The sequence below is a fragment of the Mesorhizobium sp. M0195 genome, from assembly GCF_040322115.1.
In the GTDB taxonomy this organism is placed as follows: Bacteria; Pseudomonadota; Alphaproteobacteria; order Rhizobiales; family Rhizobiaceae; genus Mesorhizobium.
In genome coordinates, this window is sequence record NZ_JAMYSV010000002.1 from 163,560 (window position 1) to 183,930 (window position 20,371).

Genomic DNA, 20,371 nt, shown 5'->3' on the forward strand with positions numbered 1-20,371 from the left:
ACGGTGAAGCGCCAATGGGCTCGTAAAAAACAGGGACGTTGCGAATCCTCAATCAGTCTGCGGTCAGCACGACCTTGACACTTTGAGCGCGGTCGGCGCCAAGTCGGAAGGCATCGGGGGCGGAGGAAAGCGTGCGCTCCGCCGTCACCAGCCTCAGGACGTCCACCCCCCGCGACACAATGAGGTCGACTGCGCGACCGAACTCGCTGCCGAAGCGGAAGGTGCCTTTGAGTTCGATCTCTTTGGCCATCACCGCATTGGCGGGCAGCGGGATCTGGCCACCGGGAAGATTGCCGACCTGGACCACCGTGCCGCCGCGCCGGACGCTGGCGATTGCCGCGGCAAGGCCTGCGGCAGTGCCTGAAATCTCGAACGCCACATCAAGCGAACCGCCGGCCGCGAGCGACTGGATCTCGGCGTCCCCGCTGGCAAGGTCGATCGTCCTGTCGGCGCCCAACCTGCGGGCGAAGGCGAGCGGCGCGGCGGCGATATCGACGACGGTCAGTTCAGCGCAGCCGGCAAGCCTGGCCGCGAGCATGGTCAAGAGGCCAATGGGACCGGCACCGAACAGGACGACGTTGCGGCCCCTGATGTCGCCGGCCCGCGCGACGGCGTGCAGGCTGACCGCCAGCGGTTCGGCAAGTGCGGCCGCCTGGTAGGCCACATCAGATGGAACCTTGAAACATTGCGCGGGCGTGACGTCGAACAGACTGGCGAAGCCGCCCTGCATATGCGGCGTCTTCGATGCCGAGCCCATGAAGTAGATGTTTTCGCAGAGATTGGCGCGGCCTTCCAGGCATCGCGCGCAATGCCCGCACCAGCGTGACGGATTGACCGCGACGTGGTCGCCGACGCCCAGGCCGGGTGCCGCGCCGTTGATCTGGACGATTTCGCCGGAGATTTCATGGCCGAGGACAAGCGGCGAGGTCACAACGAAGTCGCCGGTGCGGGCATGGCGGAAATAATGCAGGTCGGAGCCGCAGATGCCCCCGGCCCCGAAGCGCACACGCACCATGCCTGGTGCGAGCGGTTCGAGCGGATGCTCCACGACGCGCAGGTCCTGCGGGCCGAACAGCGTTGCGGCGATCACCTGGCCACTCACCGGATCAAGCCCATCTCGGTCGGCAGCCAAAGCGTGATGGCGGGTATGAAGGTGATCAGAAGCAGCGCCACGATAAGCGGCACCAGCCACGGCAGGATCGCCATGGTGGTGCGCTCGACCGAGAGCTTGGCGACGCGTGACAGCACGAACAGCACCATGCCGAGCGGCGGGTGCAAAAGCCCGATCATCAGATTGAGCGTCATAATCAGCCCGAAATGCACCGGGTTGATGCCGTAGACGGCGGCGACCGGCAGCAGGATCGGCACCAGAATCGTGATCGCGGCGATCGTATCGAGGAAGCAGCCGACCACCAGCATCAGGATGTTGACCAGGATCAGGAAGACCCACTTGTTTTCGGTGAGGGCGAAAATGAAGTTCGAAAACAGCTGTGCCGCCTGGCTGACGGTAAGCAGCCAGGCGAAGATCGATGCGGCGGTAACGATGAACAGTACGGAGGCGGTCGTCTCGATCGTGTCGAAGCTGGCCTTGGCAAGCAAACGCAGCGTCATCGTGCGGTAGCGCACCAGCCCGAGGAAAAGCGACCAGATCACAGCCGCCATTGCCGCCTCGGTCGGCGTGAACCAGCCCATCGTCATGCCGCCGATCAGGATGACCGGCGTCATCAGCGCCATGACCGCGGAGAAATCGAAATACCAGTCCGCGGCGATCAGCAGCAGCAGCGCGATGCCGACCGCGACGTTGATCGACAGGCCAAGCTGCACAAGCACGTAACAGCCAATCGGAAAGGCAGCCACCACCAGCACCTCGCCCGCCGCTTCGGCGAGCCGCCGAAGCTCGAACGGCGTGTCGGAGCCCCAGCCGCGATTGTAGGCAAAGATGGCAACCGTAATCATCATCAGCATGGTCATGACCACGCCGGGCAGGATGCCGGCCATGAACAGCGCACCGATCGAGACATTGGCCATCATGCCGTAGATGACGAAGGGCAGCGAGGGCGGAAAGATCGGCCCGAGAGTGGCGGAAGCGGCGGTGACGCCAACCGCGGCGTCGATCGGATAGCCGTGGTCCTTCATCGCCTTGATCTCGATGGTGCCGATACCGGCGGCGTCGGCGAGCGCGGTACCCGACATGCCGGAAAAGATCACCGATCCGATGATGTTGACCTGCGCCAGGCCGCCTTTCATCCAGCCGACCAGGGCAAGGGCGAAGGAATAGATGCGCCCGGTGACGCCGGCGATGTTCATGAGGTTGCCGGCCAGGATGAAGAAGGGCACGGCGAGCAGCGGGAAGCTCTCGACCCCGGCGATCATGCGCTGGGCCGCGATGATGTCGGGCGCGACGCCGTAGATGACGAGGTAAAGGATCGACGCGGCCGCCATCGAAACGGCGACCGGCACGCCGATGAGCATCAGGACAAGAAAGCCCCCGACCAGAAGCAGCATCGCTCAGACCCCCGCCGTCTCGAACGCACCAGGACGCTCGAGCACCGAATAGCCGCGCCGGTAATTGCCGATAAAGACCTGGATCGAGCGCAGAAGCATCAGCACGAAGCCGGCCAATACGGCGTAGAAGAACCAGCGCCGCGGCAGGTTGACGGTGACCATGCGCTCATGCGCCACGATCGTGACATAGCGCCACATCAGCCAGGATCCGTAGGCGAAGAATGCGATGCGGATAATATCGACGGCGAGAGCCAGCCAGCGGCCGACGCGCTCCGGCAGATAGTGGTAAAGCACGTCGACGTGGATATGGCGCGAAAGGCGCACGCACATGGCGGCGCCGAGAAAGACAACGACGACGAGCGCGTTGATGGCGATCTCCTCGGTCCACGCAAAGCTGTTGTTCAGCGCATAACGGGTGAAGAACTGCAGGAAGACACAGACGACCATGCCCCAGAACACGGCAAGCGTGACCCAGTCCTCGATGCCGTGGTCCGACAGGTCGACGCGCATCGGCACCTCCTCGAAGGCGTGCGCAATCTCTTCGACGGTGATCTCGGTGTGGTGTTCCTCGGCCATTGGCGCGCACTCCCGAAGCTGGTGGATCGTCAAGGATTGGAAGGCCGTCCGGCGCAATTTGAAGCCCGACGGATAGGCAGGTTAAAGCGGCGAATCCGATTGCCGCTTTAACCTCTTGATTGAGCATCCAGTTTCCGATGCTCTACTTGATAGCGCGGATCGCTTCCCAATCGGCCTTGTTGTACCCGAACTCCTCGAAGGTGACCTTCTCCAATACATTCTTCTCGAAGTCGGCACGGTCGACATCCGTTACGGTGATGCCGCGGTCCTTGAATACCTGCACCAGTTCCTTTTCGCGGGCGACGATCTTCGCCGTGGCGCGGGCGGCAGCCTCCTGCATCACCTCGGTAAAGATCTTCTTGTCCTCGTCGGACAGCGAGGCCCAGCGCGACGCCGATATGATGGTGTTGAGATGATCGACGATATGGCCAGTTAGCACGATATTCTTCTGCACCTCGTAGAATTTCTTCGCCTCGATGGTGGTCAGCGGGTTCTCCTGGGCCTCGACCGTGCCGTTCTGCAGAGCCAGATAGACCTCGGCGAAGGCAATCGGCGCCGTGTTGGCCCCGCAGGCACGCGGCATGGCCAGATAGGCCGGCACGTCGGGAACGCGCATCTTCAAGCCCTGCATGTCGGAGCACTTGGCGATCGGCCGGTTCGAGGTGGTCTGCCGCGTCCCGTAATAGGTGGTGGCGACGATGTGATTGCCGGTCTTGTCCTCATAGCCCTTGGTCAGGGCCTTGTAGACGTCGCTTTTGGTGTATTTCAGCAGATGGTCGGCATCGCGGAAAGTGTACGGGAAATAGGTGACGCCGATCGGTGGATATTCGCGCGCCGCGAAGCTCGATCCGGAAATGATGATATCGACGGTGCCGAGCATCAGGCCCTGGTTGATGTCTGCTTCCTTGCCAAGCTGCGAGGCCGGATAGACGTCGATGGCATAGCGGCCCTGGGTGCGCTTCTTGATTTCGTCGGCAGCCCACACGGATTCGGTGTGGAAGGGCTCCGTCGTCTCGTAGACATGTGCCCATTTCAGGACCGTTTCCGCCGAGGCCGACGCCATGGGTATGGCAATTGCGGCGATCGCACCGAGCAGAACTGCGTATTTTCTCAGCATCTAATTCCTCCCTGGTTGAACTTGACGGCCGGATCTCCCCCAGGCCAACTGCTATTCCGCAACCTCCTTGGCTGCGGCTCTCTCATCGAAATTGCGTGAGAATCTGATTTGCGACTGGCGCAGATGCTGCTGCATGGCGGCCTTGGCCCGCTCGGGGTCGCGCGCGGCAATTGCATCGCGCACGGCACGATGTTCCCTTGCCGCGACCTGCCAGGAATCGCTGGTCTCGAAATAGATCGACAGGCGTTCGAAGTACGGGTTCATGCGCTGGTCGAAAAGCTCGCCGATGAAGCGCACCAGCACCGCGTTCTCGAGAATGCCGGCGACAGCGGTATGGAATTCCCGGTCGAGCGTAATGGTCATCTTGTTGGGGTGACGCATGGCCTCCATCCGGCGCAGCACGTCGTCGAGCCGTTCGATGTCTGCAGGCCGGACATGGACGGCCGCTTCGGCAGCGATCGCGCCTTCGACGAATTCGCGCGCGCGCAACAGCTCGAACGGGCCTTCCTCGACTTCGGGTTCGGAGGCGGCGGCGCTCGGCGGATCGGTGACGTAGATACCCGAGCCGACGCGGATGCGTATGCGGCCTTCGACCTCCAACGCTATCAGCGCTTCACGGACCGTCGGGCGGGAAATTCCGAGCTGGTCGGCCAGATCCCGCTCGGTCGGCAGACGGTCGCCGACGGAAAACTCGCCGGCATCGATCAGCTGCCTGAGCTGATCGGCGACCTGTCGGTATAGCCGGCGAGGTTCAACAGCCTGGATCGGCATGCGCGTCTAATTCCCCTCCCCGGCCGCCCTGGTACATTGGTCTGACCCATTGACCGCAGCCTAAACTGACGACCAAGAGAGTCAAGCTGGATAAGCAGACAGAAGAAGAAGGCGCCCTGCCCCATCTATCCGGTGCACCTATGTGGCGGGGCCCGCGCAGCGGAAGGCGGCGCATTGCGACGCATTGCATGCGTCAGCGTCGTCCTCCTCGAATGACCAGGACGTTTCCGGCGGCGACGAGGACGAGCCCGATGATCGCGTACGCAGTCCAGGCATAGCCTTCCAGCGCCGTGGAGATCAAAAGCGCAAAGACGGGAAATATGACGGTCGCATAGCCGGCGCGGGCGCCGCCAATGCGTCCGAGCAGCGTCAGGTAGGCGGCGAAAGCCACGACCGTCGATATGACGGCGAGGAAGACCAGCGAGCCGATATAAGAGGCGGTCGTCGCGAACACGAACGGCTCACCTAGCAGGAAGGCCAGGAACGCCGACCAGCAAGTGCCATAAAGCATGCCCCAGGCGCTCGTTGAAACGAGCGGCAGTCCGCGGCGCTGGTTTGCGACGGAGACGAGATTGCCGGCGCAGAAGCTCAGGGTGCCGCAGAGGCACAGAAGAAGGCCCACCAACGTGCCGCCGGAAAGCCCGTTGGCAGCGATTTCGGGGAAGAACATCAGCGCTATGCCGGCGAAGCCGATGACGCCGCCGGCGAGAATGCGCGGCGCCGGGCGCTCGCCGATGACCAAGGCACCGAGCAGCATGTTGATGACCGAGGCGAGCGAGAAGACGACCGAGAGCAAGCCGCTGACGAGATAGCCGGCGCCATAATAGAAAAACAGGAAGTTTGACGAGAAGATGAGGATGCCAAGCACAGCAAAGCGCAGATGATCGGTGATCGGGAAGCGGAGCCGCCGACCGGAGAAACCCGCCCAGGCAAACATCAGCAGCGTGGCGATGGCGAAGCGCCAGACCAGATTGACCTCGTTCGACACGCCACTGCCGACCTGAAGTTCGATCGCGAACCACGATGCGCTCCAGGCAATGACCGTTAGTGCGTAAAGCCCGTAGTCGACGGGTTCGAAGGGGCGGTCGCGCGTCGTCATGCGCATTTCCGCATTAGCCGGTTCCGCGGCGCCGTTTGGTTCTCCTGTTACTGACATGCTGGCGAGCCTCTTCCGCTCACAAGACGCTTACGGGCCGACTGTCCACCTTCGCCGCTTCTGAACCCAGAAGACGAGACCGAGCAACAGCAGGGCTGGAACCGCGAACCAATAGCGCGACGGCCGCTCCGCGGGCACTAGCACCTGGTTTATTTCGTCGCCGGGCTGCAGGCCGAATTTGGCCGCCTGGCTGCCCAGTCGCACCACGCCGACCGTCACGCTGTCGCCGAGCGCGCTGACGTCCAGCCCCACAGCCTTCAGGCGTTCGGCCGATGAATTTGCGGGCCCGAGTTGTAGCCGGACCAGCTTCGATATCTCATCGCCGTTGAGGTTCAGCGTCGTCAGGCGCAGGCGAACCGCTCCGCCTTCGGCTGTCTCGTCGACGATACGGCCGAGTTCGGAGGCAGGCACTGCCCGATAAGGTTCGCTCACCTGATCGAGCAACAATCCCGGTCTGAACAAGATGAAACAGGCCAGAAGCAAGGCAATCGTCTCGTACCAGCGGTTGCGCACGAGCATCCAATTCTGCGTCGCTGCTACAAACGAGACCATGGCCAGCGTCGATGTGACCACCATCGCCACGAAGTCGAACGGCCCTTCGAGATCTATCATCAGCAGCCCGGTGTTGAAGATGAAGATGAACGGCAAGAGGCCGGTACGGATCTCGTACTTGAAACCCTGAATCCCGGTCTTCACCGGATCGGCGCCGGAAATTGCGGCAGCAGCATAAGCCGCCAGCCCCACCGGCGGCGTCACGTCCGCCATCAGCCCGAAATAGAAAACGAACATATGGACGGCGACCAGCGGCACGGCAAGATCGTTCTGCGCCGCCAAATCGACGATGACCGGCGCCATCAAGGTGGCGACGACGACATAGCTCGCGGTGGTCGGCATGCCCATGCCGAGAATGATGCAGATCACCGCGGTGAACAAAAGCATGACGATGAAGCTGCCGCCCGAGATGAATTCGACGAGCTCGGTCATCACCAGCCCGATGCCGGTGAGCAGGACCGTCCCGACGATGATGCCGGCCGTCGCAGTGGCAATGCCGACCGTCGTCATGTTGCGCGCAGCGGCGGACAGTCCACCGACCAGATCGTCGAAACCGTGAAGCCAATGCCGTGCCAGCGCTCGGTCCTTGCGGAAAAAGGCGGTGAGCGGCCGTTGCGTGACGATCAGCGCCATCAGGGCGACAACGCCCCAGAATGCCGAGAGGCCGGGCGACAGCTCCTCCACCATCAGGCACCAGATCAGCAGGATCACCGGCAGCAGAAAATGCAATCCGGTGCGCGCCGTCTCGCCGAAGTGCGGAATCCTGACGATCTCGCCCTCCAGATCCTCGAGCGGCAGGTCGGGATAGCGCGCCCGGTAGGCGACAAGGCCGATGTAAACGGCGATCAGCGCGGCAGTGATCATCCAGGTCGCGGCCGCGCCGAAAACGATCTTCGTCCAGCCAATGCCGTAATAGACAAGCCCTGCGAGGACGATGAAGCCGCATATGCCCATCAGCCCGCGCAGCGCACCCTGAAATGCGGAGTGCGTGCGGCGTGACGGCAGGCCCTTCATCCCTGTCTTCATCGCCTCGATATCGACGATGTAGAACAATGATCCATAGGTCAGCAGCGCCGGATAGAAGGCGTGCTTGACTACCTCGGCATAGGAGATGCCGACGTATTCCGCGATCAGGAACGCGGCGGCGCCCATCACAGGAGGCATCAGCTGACCATTGACGCCGGCCGCGCATTCGATGGCGCCCGCCTTCACCGCAGAATATCCGACCCGTCGCATCAGCGGGATGGTGAAGGTTCCGGTAGTCACGACATTGGCGATCGAAGAGCCGGAAATCATGCCGGTCAGGCCGGAAGCCACGACACCGGCCTTGGCCGGACCGCCGCGGTATTTACCGAGCAGCGAGAAGGCAAGCTGGATGAAAAAGCCGCCGGCGCCGGCGCGCTCCAGCAATGTTCCGAACAGAACGAACATGAAGACGACATTGGTGGACACACCGAGGGCGACACCGAACACCCCCTCGGACGTCAGCCACATCTGCGAGGCTGCGCGCGATAACGTCGCGCCCTTGTGGCCGAGCAGGCCAGGAAGGTGAGGCCCGGCGAAAATATAGATCAGCATGATCGCCGCGATGACAGTGATGGCAGGCCCGACGGCGCGACGGGCGGCCTCGAGCAGGATGAGGACGCCGGCGATCGATACGACCAGGTCAGCTGTAGTGGGAAGACCCGGCCGGTGGGCGATATCGCTATAAAAGACCAGCAGATAGAGGGCGGACGCCGCCCCGGCGATGCCTAGCACCCAGTCGGGTAGCGGCACCCGGCTGCGCGATGAGGTCTTGAAGGCCGGAAACGTCAGCATCGCCAGAAACAGGGCGAAGGCCAGATGGATGGAGCGGGCGATGCCGTCGCTGACAACGCCGAAATTGAGCATGAACGGAAGGGGCGAGGCATACCAGAGCTGGAACAGCGACCATGCAAGCGATACGCCGAGGATCAGCTTCGCGGTGCGGCCGGTCGGCTTGCGCCCACCGGTGTCGGCTTCCGCGACGATCTCGCTGAGCTTGTCGATGTCGATAACGGGTTGGTCAGGCGCTGCCGCGCGCTGGCTTTGATCTGTCATCGTTCCCCACAATTATTTGCGATGCGAGGCGCCCTTGGCGCCTCGCATTGAAGGCCTCAGAGCCAGCCCTTCTCCTTGTAATAGCGCTCCGCGCCCGGATGCATTGGCGCCGACAGACCGGTCTTGATCATCTCCTTGGGATCGAGATTGGCGAAAGCCGGATGCAGTTTCTTGAAGTCGTCGAAATTTTCGAAGACCGACTTCACCAGCTCGTAGACCACCTCATCGGGCGTGCTGGCATTCGTCACCACGGTGGCGCGGACGCCGAATGTCTTCACGTCGTCCGGGTTGTTGGCGTACATGCCACCCTTGATGGTGGCGACTGAATAGTACGGATGAGCTGCCAACAGCGCGTCCACTGCCGGACCGGTCAGCGGGATGAGCATGGCGCCGCAGGCCGTGGTCGGATCCTGGATCGCGGCGGAAGGATGACCAACGCCGTAGAAGAAACCGTCGATCTTGTTGTCGCACAGCGCGCTGCCCTGCTCGTCCGCCTTCAGTTCCGCGGCAAGCGAGAAATCGCCGAGCGTCCAGCCCATCTGCTTCAGCAACTCCTCCATCGACGAGCGGGTGCCTGACCCGGGGTTGCCGACGTTGAAGCGTTTGCCTTTGAAGTCCTCGAATTTGGTGACGCCGGCATCGGGCCGCGCCAGTACGGTAAACGGCTCGGGATGGACGGAGAAGACGGCCCGCAGATCCTTGAACGGCTTGCCTTCGAAATTTCCGGTCCCCTCATAGGCCTGGTACTGGACGTCCGATTGGGTCAAGCCGAAATCGAGGTCGCCGGTCTGGATGGAGTTGACGTTGAAAACCGAACCGCCGGTCGACTCGGTCGAGCATCGGATGCCGGTTTTCTGCCGGTCCTTGTTCATCAGCCGGCAAATGGCGCCGCCGACGGCATAGTAGACGCCGGTGACCCCGCCGGTGCCGACCGTGACGAAGCGCTGCTCGGCTCTGACGGACGGCAGCGCCAGCAGCATGCAAGCCGCCGCGCCGATCAGGGTTTTCATCGAACTGTACATGGTTGCTACCTCTCTGGTGGGTGTCCCGGCCCATCGCCGATGACGCGTTGGAACTGGTTTGAGGCGGTCCGCGTCGTGCGGGTCAGGCCACTGAAGCGATCGCAGCGTCGATCGCCTCACCGAGCCGTTCGACGATCCGATCGATATCCTGTCTGGAAATGATGAAAGGCGGCGCCACAAGCACATGAACGCCCCGCACACCGTCAATCGTCCCGGCCATCGGATAAATCATCAGGCCGCGGGCCATTGCTTCGCGCTTGATGCGAGCGTTGAGTTCAAATCTCTGGTCGAACGGTTCCTTGCTGGCGCGATCGACCACCAGCTCGATTCCCCTGAACAGACCTCGTCCGCGAATGTCGCCGACGTGATGGTGATTATCAAAGCGCTGGTGCAGGCGCTCGTCGAGCTGCGCGCCCATTGCACTGACGTTGTCGAGCAGGCGGTCGCGCCGGATGACCTCCTGCACGGCGAGGCCGGCCGCCGCCGCCATTGGATGCCCCATATAGGTATGTCCATGCTGGAAAAAGCCCGAGCCCTGAGCAAAGGCTTCGAAGATATGCCGGCCAAGCAGCACCGCGCCGATCGGCTGGTAGCCTCCGCCGAGCCCCTTGGCGATGGTCAGCAGGTCGGGAGCGATGCCGTCCTGCTCGCACGCATGCAGCGTGCCGGTACGGCCCATGCCGCACATCACTTCGTCGAGAATGAGCAGCACGCCGTAGCGGTCGCAGATCGCGCGAATGTGCTTGAAATAATCGGCGACCGACGGCACGGCGCCGAGCGTCGCACCCACCACCGGCTCGGCGACAAAGGCGATGACCTCGTCGGGGCCGAGTTCAAGGATCTTGTCTTCGAGCTGCTGGGCGGCGCGCGCCGCATAGGCTTCGTCGCTTTCGCCATGCTTTTGATAGCGATAGGCGTAACAGGGGTCGATATGGTGGGTCTCGATCAGCAACGGCCTGAACTGGGCGCGCCGCCATTCGTTGCCGCCGGTGGCGAGAGCGCCGAGCGTATTGCCGTGATAGCTCTGCCGGCGTGCGATGAGATGGCGCCGTTGCGGCTCCCCTTTCTCGACGAAATATTGCCTGGCCATCTTGAGCGCGGCCTCGACCGCCTCCGAGCCGCCGCTGACCAGATAGACGTGGTCCAACCCTTTCGGCGCGTCCTCGACCAGCCGATCCGCCAAGCGCTCCGCCACCTCGGTGGTGAAGAAGCTGGTGTGTGCGTAGGCGATGCGGTCAAGCTGGGCGTGCAGCGCGGCGATCACGTCGGGATGACCGTGGCCGAGACAGGACACGGCAGCGCCGCCCGACGCGTCGATATAGGACTTGCCCTCGGCATCGAACAGTTCGATGCCTTGGCCGCGAGCGGCGACCGGCAGCGTCGAGTGGATGGTTCGATGAAGAATGTGTGTCATCGACGGTCCCTCATGGGCATTTTCTTCGGCGGACGCTGGTTCAGATGGGTCTTGAGGGCGGCGCCCTGCTCATCGAAACGTCGCAGCGACTCAACAGCGCCCTCGCCTGCCTGCCCTGCGACAAGAGCACCCAGGACCTCAGCAACGATGAAAGCTGGCGTCATGGTGTGGAAAAAGGACGGGCTGCCGGTCGGCACGACGACCAGGTGATCGGCAAGCAGCGCCAAGGGCGCTACCCCGCTGTCGGTGATCGCAATGACCGGTACGCCGCGGCCGGCAGCGTACTCGACAAGCTCGATGGTGAAGCGCGTGTAGGGCAGGACGCTGGCGGCGATCAGCACGTCGTCCCTGGTCGCATGGGCCAGAGCGTCGCCATCGGTTCCGCCGATGCCGTGCAGCAGCACCGATTTCTCGCCGATCAGCGACAGGATGTAATGCAGATGCCAGGCCACTGCGTGGCTCGAGCGCAGGCCGAGGCAATAGACGCGCCTTGCCGCACTCAGCGCCCTGGCCGTCTCGACCAGACGGTCGATCGACCTGCGTTCGGCGAGATGGGCAAGCTGGCTGGAAATCGAATCCAGAATATCGGCCGCCAGCGCGTGGTCGCCCTTGAGCTTTTGGCTGGCGACCTGAAGGCCCGCCTTGCCGGCGAAACCGATTTCGCCGTCCCGGATCGCGGCGGCGTAGATATCGCGTACCGCCTCGTAGCCATCAAGGCCGAGATGCTGGGCCAGCCGCGTCATCGTCGCCGGCTGCACTCCTGCGTGCCGGGCCTGCTCGCGCATGGACAACAGCGCGACATCATACGGCTTATCAAGGACATAGCGCGCAGCGGACCGAAGCTGCGCCGACATGCCGTCGAAGGCAGTGACGATCTGTCCAGCAAGCTCTTCCTGGTCCATGGATATTGCTAGCTCGCCAGACCAGCGATTGCAACGTCTGTTTCAGTGTGATCAAAGATTGATTCATATGAATCTTGTCGCTTACAGAACGTTCCCATGAAGCCGGCCCATGGTGTCGACCGCATCGCCATAGCCGTCGCCCCGAACGGGGGACGCCGCAGCAAGGCCGACCATCCGGCGATTCCGCTGACACCAGCCGAACTTGCGAGGACGGCCGCGGAATGCGCCGATGCCGGTGCGGCTATGATCCACGTTCATGTCCGCGACCGAAGCGGCAATCATCTGCTCGACGCCGACGCCTACCGCCAGGCGATCGCCGCCATCCGCGGTGCTGCCGGCGACCGCTTGGTAATCCAGATCACCTCCGAAGCACTCGGTATCTATTCGCCGGCCCAACAGATGGCCGTCGTACAAGATGTGAAGCCGCAAGCTGTCTCCCTGGCGCTTCGCGAAATCGTTCCTGATGCCGGATCGGAACTCGCCTTCGTGCGCTTCATGGCCTGGCTGCACACCGAGGGGGTTGCGCCACAGATCATCCTCTATTCGCCCGAGGAGGCCGTCAGGCTTTCGGACATGCAGCAGCGCGGACTGATCCCCTGGGCAAGCATACCGGTTCTCTACGTGCTGGGCCGCTACACGCCGGGACAGACGTCCGTTCCTGCCGATCTCTTGCCATTCCTCGCGGCGAACATGCCGCGCTTCGACCATTGGGGCGTCTGCGCCTTCGGCCGCAACGAAGCGGCGTGCGCGACCGCCGCCGCATTGCTTGGGGGCCATGTCCGGGTCGGCTTCGAAAACAACCTTTTCCTTCCGAACGGCAGCATAGCCTCGTCCAACGCCGAGGCGGTAGCGACGGTCGCACGCATACTCGCCGACTGCGGAGTCCGGCTCGCCTCGGCCGCCGAGTTGGCGGCTCAATGGAACGCGCCGTTTCGTTCCATATGACAAACCAAAGCCTGTTTTCGGCGGCAAGCTCGCATAAGGCATAGAGAGGCGGCTGCAATGTCATCGCCACGGAAGAACGACATGTCCCCGCCCGCGGCGGCGATTGCAACAACAGTGCCGGTCGTTGTAACCATTCCGGCCGCTTGATTTTGGAGGAGACGCAGCATGGACCGATTCACCGGCGGGTGCCTGTGCGGGAACGTCCGAATTGTCGCTTCGGGACGCCCATACCGGGTCGGCCTTTGTCACTGTCTCGACTGCCGCAAGCATCATGGAGCCCTTTTTCACGCTTCCGCGATATTTCCCGAAGATGCGGTGACGATCGACGGCGAAACACGCGACTATGCCGGGCGGTTTTTCTGTCCCCGCTGCGGCTCGACCGTTTTCGCCCGCACCGCCGACGAAGTCGAAGTGAACCTCGGATCCCTGGACGCGCCTGACCAACTGATGCCAACTTACGAAAGCTGGATCATCCGTCGCGAGTCCTGGTTGCCGCCGTTTCCGCTCACGAGACGATACGAGCGCGATCGTGACGCCACGGGTCGCTTTGAGGAATAGGTCGCACGAACCGTGCGACGGCGCCGGCGCGTCACTCCGGAAGGCCGGCCTTACGGAAGCCGTCAACGAAATGCTCAAGCGTCGCAGCGTCGCGGAATGGCTCCGTCGCCGCCCAGTGGCGGGTTATGAAATGCGGGTTGCCGACGAGAAACAGTTCGACCTCTGCGCGCGCCTCGTCGAGCCGGCCGAGTTGGGCAAGGCTTGCCGCCAGGAAACGGCGAGAGCTTGTACGATAGGTCTCGTCCCTGCGCAGTGTCTTGATAGCGGATTCGTATTCGCCGGCTGCATATTGCGCTTGGCCGAGCGCGAGATAATACCAACTTGCCGGAAACGGATTCAGCCGGAACGCCTTGCGAATGTGCTCAAGACCCTCCTCGACCCGTCCGGCCAGGACCGCGATGTCGGACAATGCCGCCCAGGCATCGGCCTCGTTCGGGTCAAGCTCGATCGCCTTGGCGAATTCCGCATCCGCCTCGGCGAAGCTGCGCTCGTAGGCAAGCAGGTAAGCCAAAACCCAGCGGCAGCCGGCATCGTTGGGGTCGATCGCCACGGCTTTGCGCGCGAGTTCCAAAGCAGCGCTACGGGATGTTTCGGTTGGTCCGCCGGAATGCACCCATCCCATCCAGTGGTTCATGGCAAGCCAGCGATAGGCCTCGGCATATTCCGGATCGAGCGAAACCGCGCGGGTGAGCATCAGATGCGCTTCCTGCGCCGTCTGCGGCGAATCATCCATCAGCTTGCGCGCTCGCACGCAGAGATCGTAGGCCTCGAGATTTTGGGGCCGATTGCGCGGCGGCGGTGCACGCAGCCGGCCGAGTAACGCCTCGACGATCTTGCCGGTAACCTCGTCCTGAACGGCAAAAATATCTTCCAGGCTGCGATCGAAGCGTTCCGCCCATACATGATCGCCACTCACCGCGTCGACCAGTTGTGCGTTGATGCGCACGTGCCCTGCGGCGCGCCTTGCGCTACCCTCCAGCAGGTAGCGCACGCCAAGGTCCTCAGCGATCCCGCGCACGTCCATCGCCTTTCCTTTGTAGGCAAAGGCCGAGTTGCGTGCGATGACGAACAGGCCGGAGATCCTGGATAAGTCGGTGATCAGGTCTTCGGTCAACCCATCCGCGAAGGATTCCTGCTCGGGATCGTTGCTGACATTGACGAAGGGCAGCACGGCTATCGATGGTTTGTCGGGCAGCGGCAAAGGTTTTCGCTTCGCGACGCCGAGCTGTTCGACGGCTCCCGTGAAGCGGTAGCCGACGCGCGGAACCGTGGCGATCCATTCACCGCCGTCGGCGGCCGGGCCAAGCAGCTTCCGCAGCAGCGCGATCTGGACGGTTAGGTTGCCTTCCTCGACGGCTGTACCCGGCCACGCCGCGTCCATCAACTCAGCCTTTTCAAGGATTTCGCCGGACCGTCCGACGAGCGCCGCAAGCAGCTTTAGCCCGCGGTAGCTAACGGCAACGGGGACATCGTTCCGAATAAGCGTTCCCGCACCCGGATCAAGCACGAACGGACCAAAGGCAAAGCGCGATCCCTGCATACGGCGCATCTATAGCCCGTTTGCAAGTTTTGAGAACTATTTGGGAGAGCTTAATTACGGCGCGGTTCGTATCCTGCAGAATTCAGCCTCTTTCAGGTCGAGGGCCCCACACTCCCAAAATCGTATGGGCCCCCTCAAACCATATGGAGGTTGCCATGAACGATATTCCCACCTTTGCCTCGGCCCCGCTTGAGGCAACGCGGCCGGCGGAAGCATCGCCTCGGCGCTACAGCCTGGCGACGCTGCGAAGCATTATCGCGGCCTGGCGCGAGCCGACACGCTTTCGCTGGGATCTCAAGCGATTGGCGCAGACCAATCCCCATCTGATCGACGATATCGGTCTGACGAGGCGACAGGCCGAGGAAGAGATCGCCAAGCTGCCCTTCTGGCAGCGATAGGCGGATGCTGCAACAACACCGGATCACCAACGACCAGCGGCTGATTGCAGATGAAGACGAAGCCGCCGCCCCGAAATGATGATCACAGGCTAGTGGTCGCGGCGACAATCAACCCGCCCAAGACGGCAACATTGGTGAAGCCGGTACGAAGCGCTTCGCGTTCATCGCCGCTGTAGGCCAGAAGTTGAGCGCCATGAACGACGCCGTAATGGTGAATACGGCCAAGGCCGCGGCGGGAAAGGGTCCACCAAGGCCGTTGCGAGGCAAACGATCCGGCCGCGAGAAGAGGCTTGGGAGCAGGAAGCCCCGCCCGGCCAGGGACGCTGCAATCGCCCGGAATCTGAGGACATGCTCGGCGCCCTCCCAAATCAAGACGCCGCCGAGCAAAACCAACCCGAGGTGGGAGGAACGCGATCATTCATTGCTGCCATCTTCGGTGTAAACCGCTAGCTCGTAACCGTCCGGGTCCGCGAAATGAAAGCGCCGGCCATCGGGGAACCCATAAATCGGCCTGACGATCTTGCCTCCCGCTTCCTCGACACGCTTGACCGTTCCCGGCAGGTCATCGGCATAGAGAATGACGAGCGGGCCTCCTCCGGACCTCGCTGGGCCAGCAGCAAAGCCACCTGACAAGCGCCCGTCGTTGAACTCGCAATATTGCGGGCCGTAGTCGGTGAAGGTCCAGCCGAACGCCTTTCCGTAGAAGTCGCGTGACCGCTGAATGTCTTTCACGTTGAATTCGACGTAGTCGATCCGTTGGTCGTTTTTGTTGCTCATGACGCATACCTCTCATGTGATGTACGACGCCGAAAGATAAGCACGCATCTCGCTTGCCTTATTGAACAGAACGGCCATTGCCGTATGAGCCGCACACGGCGCTGCCGATGGCGATGCACGTGGCATCGCCCTCCACCTGCCCTCTTCGTTCCGGCCGGAAGAAAACAACCGATTCTTGCAACCGTTCTCGATTGGAAGACGTTGTCTCGAGCGACGGCCGGGCGCAGCCGCTGCGCCGTAGGTTCACCGCCGCTAATCCGAAGGGGAGCGAGATGAGCGATCCCGTCCCAGCGCAGGCAACGGGTTCATTTCAGCAACGTCCAGCGTCGGCGCGGCTTCGCGGGAGCTTTGCTTCGGTGTGGGTGCATCGAATGGACCCGGCGGGCTCACCGCCAATCGTCATCATGCCCGACACGACGATCGATTTGCAATGGATCGGAGGCAGCTTCCGAATTGCCGGCCCTGACAAGGAACCGCAGACCGAGGTTCTAGCGGCGGACGAGGTCGTGATCGGCTTGCGCTTCCATCCTGCCGCGGCGGCGGCATGGCTCGGCGTGCCGCAAATCGAGCTGGTCGGCAAGAGGCTGTCGCTCGACGATTTGTGGGGGGCGCGAGCCCGCCGCCTCGCCAGCCGCGTGCGCCCCGGCGACAGTCTCGAGGATCTGGCCTGCTCTCTCCAACAGGTCGTCGCCGAGGAGGTGCCCGCGCCCGCGACCGACGTTCCCATGCAGGCGGCATATCGTTTGATCGAGCGCGGGCCGCCACCCGACGCGCCGCTCGTCCCTTGGTTGATGCGCGCGCTCGAGATGAGCGAAAGGACGTTGCGCCGGCGCTTCGACACGAGCTTCGGCTATGGCCCCAAGACGCTTGACCGTATCCTCCGCTACCAGCGCTTTCTGCGGCTTTCGAGCCGCTCCAGCAGCTCCACCGCCATGCTGGCGGCCGAAGCGGGCTATTCCGACCAGGCGCATCTTGTCCGCGAGAGCCGCCGCCTGACGGGAAACACCCCGCGACAGATTCATCATCTGCTGCACTGCCAGTGAATTCTCGGCGCGTTCTTCGACCAGAGGAGACTGCTATGAAACCGCACATTCGGTTTTGACTATCGCTGTCGCCGACCTTGGCGGCCAGCACAACCCCGAGGGGCTGACTATGTTGCTCCATCCAGATTGGCCTCGCCTGCATGACGCATCATGCGGCGAAAGCTCATTGAGATATGCGCCCGCCTTATGTGCCCTATGGACTCCCAGTCACCGATCTCGGCGGCGGCAAGGACCTCTTCCATTTCGCGGCGGAACGCGGTGAACTCCTCGACAAGGCCCAATTGCGGCATCATCTTCAGGACGACGCGCGCGACCTGAAAATACAGGCGCTCGCTGATCTCGCGCAGCGGCTGGTTGCCGGTCATCGCCGTGAGCTCGTAGAAAAAATCCATGTTGAGGCGCAGGAAAGCGCGCTGGTCGGGATTGAGTATATCGGCATCGCAACGCGCGATGAGCGCCCGTATCCGGTCGAGATCGTCCGCCGTGCGCGGGATCGGCGAAAGCTTGCCGACGAGGAGCGCCAGCTCCAGGCGCAAATGATAGACCTGCTGCAATTCCTCGATATCGACATCGGTGACGATCGTGCCGACGCCGTGGACGGATTGAACCAGACCCTCGGATTCGAGACGCGCCAGGACACGCCGGACCGGCGTGCGGCTGATCTGGAATTCCTGGGCAAGTTCTTCCTCGGACAGATGGCTTCCCGGCGCATAATCGAGCAGGCAGATGCGGTCGCGCAGTATCCGGTAAATGCGTTCAAATCGCTCCCGGGCCGAGAGCGGACGTGGCGGCGCGGCGGTCACGGCTGTGGGCGTGGCATCTGTCTCAAGCGTCATCCAGCCTCCAGGACAGCGTGCAGGAACTGCCGTGTCCGCTCGTTCTTGGGGGTGCCGAACAACTCGCCTGGCGGCCCTTGCTCGCAGATCTTGCCCGCGTGGAAAAAGCAGACGCGATCGGAGAATTCCTTGGCAAATCCCATCTGGTGGGTGACCATCAGCATGGTGAGGTCATGCTCCCTACCAAGTTTTCGGATGACTTCAAGCACTTCGCCAACGAGTTCGGGGTCCAGGGCCGAGGTCACCTCGTCGAACAGCATGATCTTGGGCCGCATGGCGCAAGCGCGTGCGATGGCGACACGCTGCTGCTGACCACCCGAGAGCTGCGAGGGATAGTGGTCCTTCTTATCCGATAAGCCGACCATGTCGAGCAGTTCGGCGGCACGCGCCTCCGCATCGGCCCGCTTCATGCCTAGCACGGTTATCGGTGCCTCGATGCAGTTCTGCATCGCCGTCATGTGCGGGAACAGGTTGAACGACTGGAACACCATGCCGATCTTGGCGCGGATCTTGCGGATGTGGGCGAGATCGGCGGGAACAAGTTTGCCGTTCCTCTCCATATGGGTCAGCGGCTCGCCTTCAACCCAGATGACACCGTCATTGATCGTCTCCAGCGTCATCAGCATGCGCAGCACCGTCGTCTTGCCGGAGCCGGACGGGCCGATGATGGAGACCTTTTCGCCGCGTGCTATTTCCAGATTAAGCCCGTCGAGAACGGTTAACGTGCCGTAGCGTTTCGATACATTGTCGAAGCGAACCATCGGTTGTTCCGTCATCGCATGGTCCTCCGGTTGAGCAGGCCTTCGAGGGAGCGAATGAGCGCAGCAGAAACCAGGCTCATGGCAAGGAAGAACAGACCGACCAGCGTCATCGGCTCGGTGTAGCGGAAGGTTTCGGAGCCAATGATCTTGGCCGTCTGCATCAGCTCCAGCACGGCGATTGCGGACAGCAATGGCGTCTCCTTGAACAAGGCAACCAGATAGTTGCCGAGCGCCGGAACGATCGGCGGAATCGCCTGCGGAATGATGATGTCGCGGAACGTTGTCCAGGCCGAAAGATTAAGTGCGATCGAGGCTTCCCACTGGCCGCGAGGGATGTTGTCGAAACCGGCGCGATAGACCTCGGAGCAATAGGCGGCATAGTGGATGCCGATGGCCAGCACCCCGGCGGTGAAGGCGTCGAGCACGACACCGAATTTCGGAAAGACGAAATAGAGAAAGAATATCTGGATAAGCAGCGGGGTCGAACGGATCAGTTCGACCAGCACCGAAATTGTCCAGCCGGTCCACGGCACGGCGATACGGACGACGGCCAGCACCAGGCCAAGCGAGGCGGCAAGTGCAAAGCCGATCAGCGTCGCCTCGATGGAGACGATGGCCGCGCGGGCGAGCACCGGCAGGATTTCAAAAGCAAATGCCCAGTCCCAAATCATGCTGCCTTCCCTCGCGCCAGTCCGATCGATGCCCGCCTTTCGAGAAGCCGCATGCCGATGGTCAGAACCAGCGACATTGCCAGGTACATCAAAAGGACAAGTGTGAAGATCGGAATGGTCTTGAACGTATTCTGGTTCATTTGCTGCGCCTTGAAGGCGAGGTCGGAAAGCGTGATCAGCGACACAAGCGCTGTCGATTTCAGAAGCTCGATGAACAGGTTGCCCCAGGGCGGGATCATCGCCACAAAGGCCTGCGGCAGGATGATCCGGCGCAACATCTGTGGCCGGCTCATGTTCAATGCCGTACATGCCTCCCACTGGCCGCGAGCGACCGAAAGGATCGCACCACGCACGACCTCCGACCCGTAGGCACCGACGTTCAGGCCGAGTGCCAGGACTGCCACCACGAAAGCGTTGATCGTGACGCCGAATTGCGGCAGCACGAAAAACAGCCAGAACAATTGTACCAATGCCGACGTTCCGCGGAAGATCTCGACATAGACCGTGGCCAGCCATCTGAGCGGCGTCGGGCCATACATCCGTGCAAGTGCTGCAAGCACGCCCATGACGATTGCGAGCAGGCTGCCGAGGACGGCGATCTCGATTGTCAGGACCGCGCCTTGCAGCAGCCCCGGCATGAACACTCGATAGCTTTCCTGTGTTGCCAAGGCGCCGATCACGACGAGCGCGATGACCAGCATGGCAACGAGCGTACGGATACCCATGCGATTCCCCCGGAGAAAAAAGG

At 62.4% G+C, this 20,371-nt stretch carries 20 protein-coding genes; 4 read left to right on the forward strand and 16 right to left on the reverse strand.

Annotation, left to right across the window (positions count from 1 at the left end):
- Window positions 1–52: 52 nt before the first annotated feature.
- The 10 genes from NKJ12_RS05620 to NKJ12_RS05665 form a co-directional block, all read right to left on the reverse strand.
- Window positions 53–1,102: an L-idonate 5-dehydrogenase gene (locus NKJ12_RS05620; RefSeq protein ID WP_352701544.1), complete on the reverse strand. Its 1,050-nt coding sequence runs from the start codon at window positions 1,100–1,102 to the stop codon at window positions 53–55.
- A complete protein-coding gene (locus NKJ12_RS05625; protein ID WP_254818544.1) occupies window positions 1,099–2,505 on the reverse strand; it encodes a TRAP transporter large permease in 1,407 nt (468 codons plus the stop codon). Before NKJ12_RS05625 ends, NKJ12_RS05620 begins: the two co-directional genes overlap by 4 nt.
- 3 nt (window positions 2,506–2,508) lie before the next feature.
- Window positions 2,509–3,081, reverse strand: a complete 573-nt coding sequence (locus tag NKJ12_RS05630) for a TRAP transporter small permease (RefSeq protein WP_254818543.1) — start codon at window positions 3,079–3,081, stop codon at window positions 2,509–2,511.
- Window positions 3,082–3,223: 142 nt separating this feature from the next.
- Complete coding sequence (locus NKJ12_RS05635; RefSeq protein WP_502894239.1) at window positions 3,224–4,198, reverse strand: sialic acid TRAP transporter substrate-binding protein SiaP; 975 nt, start codon at window positions 4,196–4,198, stop codon at window positions 3,224–3,226.
- A gap of 51 nt (window positions 4,199–4,249) precedes the next feature.
- The gene (locus tag NKJ12_RS05640) at window positions 4,250–4,969 is read right to left on the reverse strand and encodes a FadR/GntR family transcriptional regulator (RefSeq protein WP_352701546.1); all 720 of its coding nucleotides are present in this window, start codon (window positions 4,967–4,969) and stop codon (window positions 4,250–4,252) included.
- Window positions 4,970–5,162: 193 nt separating this feature from the next.
- Window positions 5,163–6,068: a DMT family transporter gene (locus NKJ12_RS05645; protein ID WP_352701547.1), complete on the reverse strand. Its 906-nt coding sequence runs from the start codon at window positions 6,066–6,068 to the stop codon at window positions 5,163–5,165.
- 87 nt (window positions 6,069–6,155) lie between these two features.
- Window positions 6,156–8,756 (reverse strand): TRAP transporter permease, encoded by a 2,601-nt coding sequence (locus tag NKJ12_RS05650; protein WP_352701548.1) that lies wholly within the window; start codon window positions 8,754–8,756, stop codon window positions 6,156–6,158.
- Window positions 8,757–8,812: 56 nt separating this feature from the next.
- Window positions 8,813–9,766 carry a TAXI family TRAP transporter solute-binding subunit gene (locus NKJ12_RS05655; protein ID WP_352702064.1) on the reverse strand — a complete coding sequence of 318 codons (954 nt, stop codon included), beginning with the start codon at window positions 9,764–9,766 and terminating at the stop codon, window positions 8,813–8,815.
- Window positions 9,767–9,860: 94 nt separating this feature from the next.
- Window positions 9,861–11,192: an aspartate aminotransferase family protein gene (locus NKJ12_RS05660; RefSeq protein ID WP_352701549.1), complete on the reverse strand. Its 1,332-nt coding sequence runs from the start codon at window positions 11,190–11,192 to the stop codon at window positions 9,861–9,863.
- Window positions 11,189–12,094 carry a MurR/RpiR family transcriptional regulator gene (locus NKJ12_RS05665; RefSeq protein WP_352508688.1) on the reverse strand — a complete coding sequence of 302 codons (906 nt, stop codon included), beginning with the start codon at window positions 12,092–12,094 and terminating at the stop codon, window positions 11,189–11,191. The genes NKJ12_RS05660 and NKJ12_RS05665 overlap by 4 nt, the downstream gene beginning before the upstream one ends.
- 96 nt (window positions 12,095–12,190) lie before the next feature.
- Between NKJ12_RS05665 and NKJ12_RS05670 the strand changes: the two genes are divergently transcribed.
- Both NKJ12_RS05670 and NKJ12_RS05675 read left to right on the forward strand, forming a co-directional pair.
- Entirely contained in the window at window positions 12,191–13,039 is an 849-nt protein-coding gene (locus NKJ12_RS05670) for a beta-keto acid cleavage family enzyme (protein WP_352508687.1), read from the forward strand.
- Window positions 13,040–13,204: 165 nt separating this feature from the next.
- Window positions 13,205–13,597, forward strand: a complete 393-nt coding sequence (locus NKJ12_RS05675) for a GFA family protein (RefSeq protein ID WP_352508686.1) — start codon at window positions 13,205–13,207, stop codon at window positions 13,595–13,597.
- Window positions 13,598–13,628: 31 nt separating this feature from the next.
- Here the strand turns inward: NKJ12_RS05675 and NKJ12_RS05680 are convergent, their stop codons facing one another.
- A complete protein-coding gene (locus NKJ12_RS05680; protein ID WP_352702067.1) occupies window positions 13,629–15,137 on the reverse strand; it encodes a winged helix-turn-helix domain-containing tetratricopeptide repeat protein in 1,509 nt (502 codons plus the stop codon).
- Window positions 15,138–15,292: 155 nt separating this feature from the next.
- On the opposite strand from NKJ12_RS05680, the gene NKJ12_RS05685 reads away from it, so the two are divergent.
- A complete protein-coding gene (locus NKJ12_RS05685) occupies window positions 15,293–15,535 on the forward strand; it encodes a DUF1127 domain-containing protein (RefSeq protein WP_352476747.1) in 243 nt (80 codons plus the stop codon).
- A gap of 414 nt (window positions 15,536–15,949) precedes the next feature.
- Here NKJ12_RS05685 and NKJ12_RS05690 read toward each other — a convergent pair whose 3' ends face one another.
- On the reverse strand, window positions 15,950–16,312 hold the full coding sequence (locus NKJ12_RS05690) for a VOC family protein (protein WP_352508685.1): 363 nt from the start codon (window positions 16,310–16,312) through the stop codon (window positions 15,950–15,952).
- 272 nt (window positions 16,313–16,584) lie between these two features.
- On the opposite strand from NKJ12_RS05690, the gene NKJ12_RS05695 reads away from it, so the two are divergent.
- Window positions 16,585–17,355 carry a helix-turn-helix domain-containing protein gene (locus NKJ12_RS05695; RefSeq protein WP_352701550.1) on the forward strand — a complete coding sequence of 257 codons (771 nt, stop codon included), beginning with the start codon at window positions 16,585–16,587 and terminating at the stop codon, window positions 17,353–17,355.
- Window positions 17,356–17,462: 107 nt separating this feature from the next.
- Here the strand turns inward: NKJ12_RS05695 and NKJ12_RS05700 are convergent, their stop codons facing one another.
- From NKJ12_RS05700 to ehuC, 4 genes are read right to left on the reverse strand one after another with little or no spacing between them, the layout of a single operon-like run.
- Window positions 17,463–18,191: a GntR family transcriptional regulator gene (locus NKJ12_RS05700; RefSeq protein ID WP_352701551.1), complete on the reverse strand. Its 729-nt coding sequence runs from the start codon at window positions 18,189–18,191 to the stop codon at window positions 17,463–17,465.
- Window positions 18,188–18,967 (reverse strand): ectoine/hydroxyectoine ABC transporter ATP-binding protein EhuA, encoded by a 780-nt coding sequence (gene ehuA / locus NKJ12_RS05705; protein ID WP_302895675.1) that lies wholly within the window; start codon window positions 18,965–18,967, stop codon window positions 18,188–18,190. The genes NKJ12_RS05700 and ehuA overlap by 4 nt, the downstream gene beginning before the upstream one ends.
- On the reverse strand, window positions 18,964–19,623 hold the full coding sequence (gene ehuD / locus NKJ12_RS05710; protein ID WP_254818530.1) for an ectoine/hydroxyectoine ABC transporter permease subunit EhuD: 660 nt from the start codon (window positions 19,621–19,623) through the stop codon (window positions 18,964–18,966). The genes ehuA and ehuD overlap by 4 nt, the downstream gene beginning before the upstream one ends.
- On the reverse strand, window positions 19,620–20,348 hold the full coding sequence (gene ehuC / locus NKJ12_RS05715) for an ectoine/hydroxyectoine ABC transporter permease subunit EhuC (protein ID WP_352476742.1): 729 nt from the start codon (window positions 20,346–20,348) through the stop codon (window positions 19,620–19,622). Before ehuC ends, ehuD begins: the two co-directional genes overlap by 4 nt.
- Window positions 20,349–20,371 lie beyond the last annotated feature (23 nt).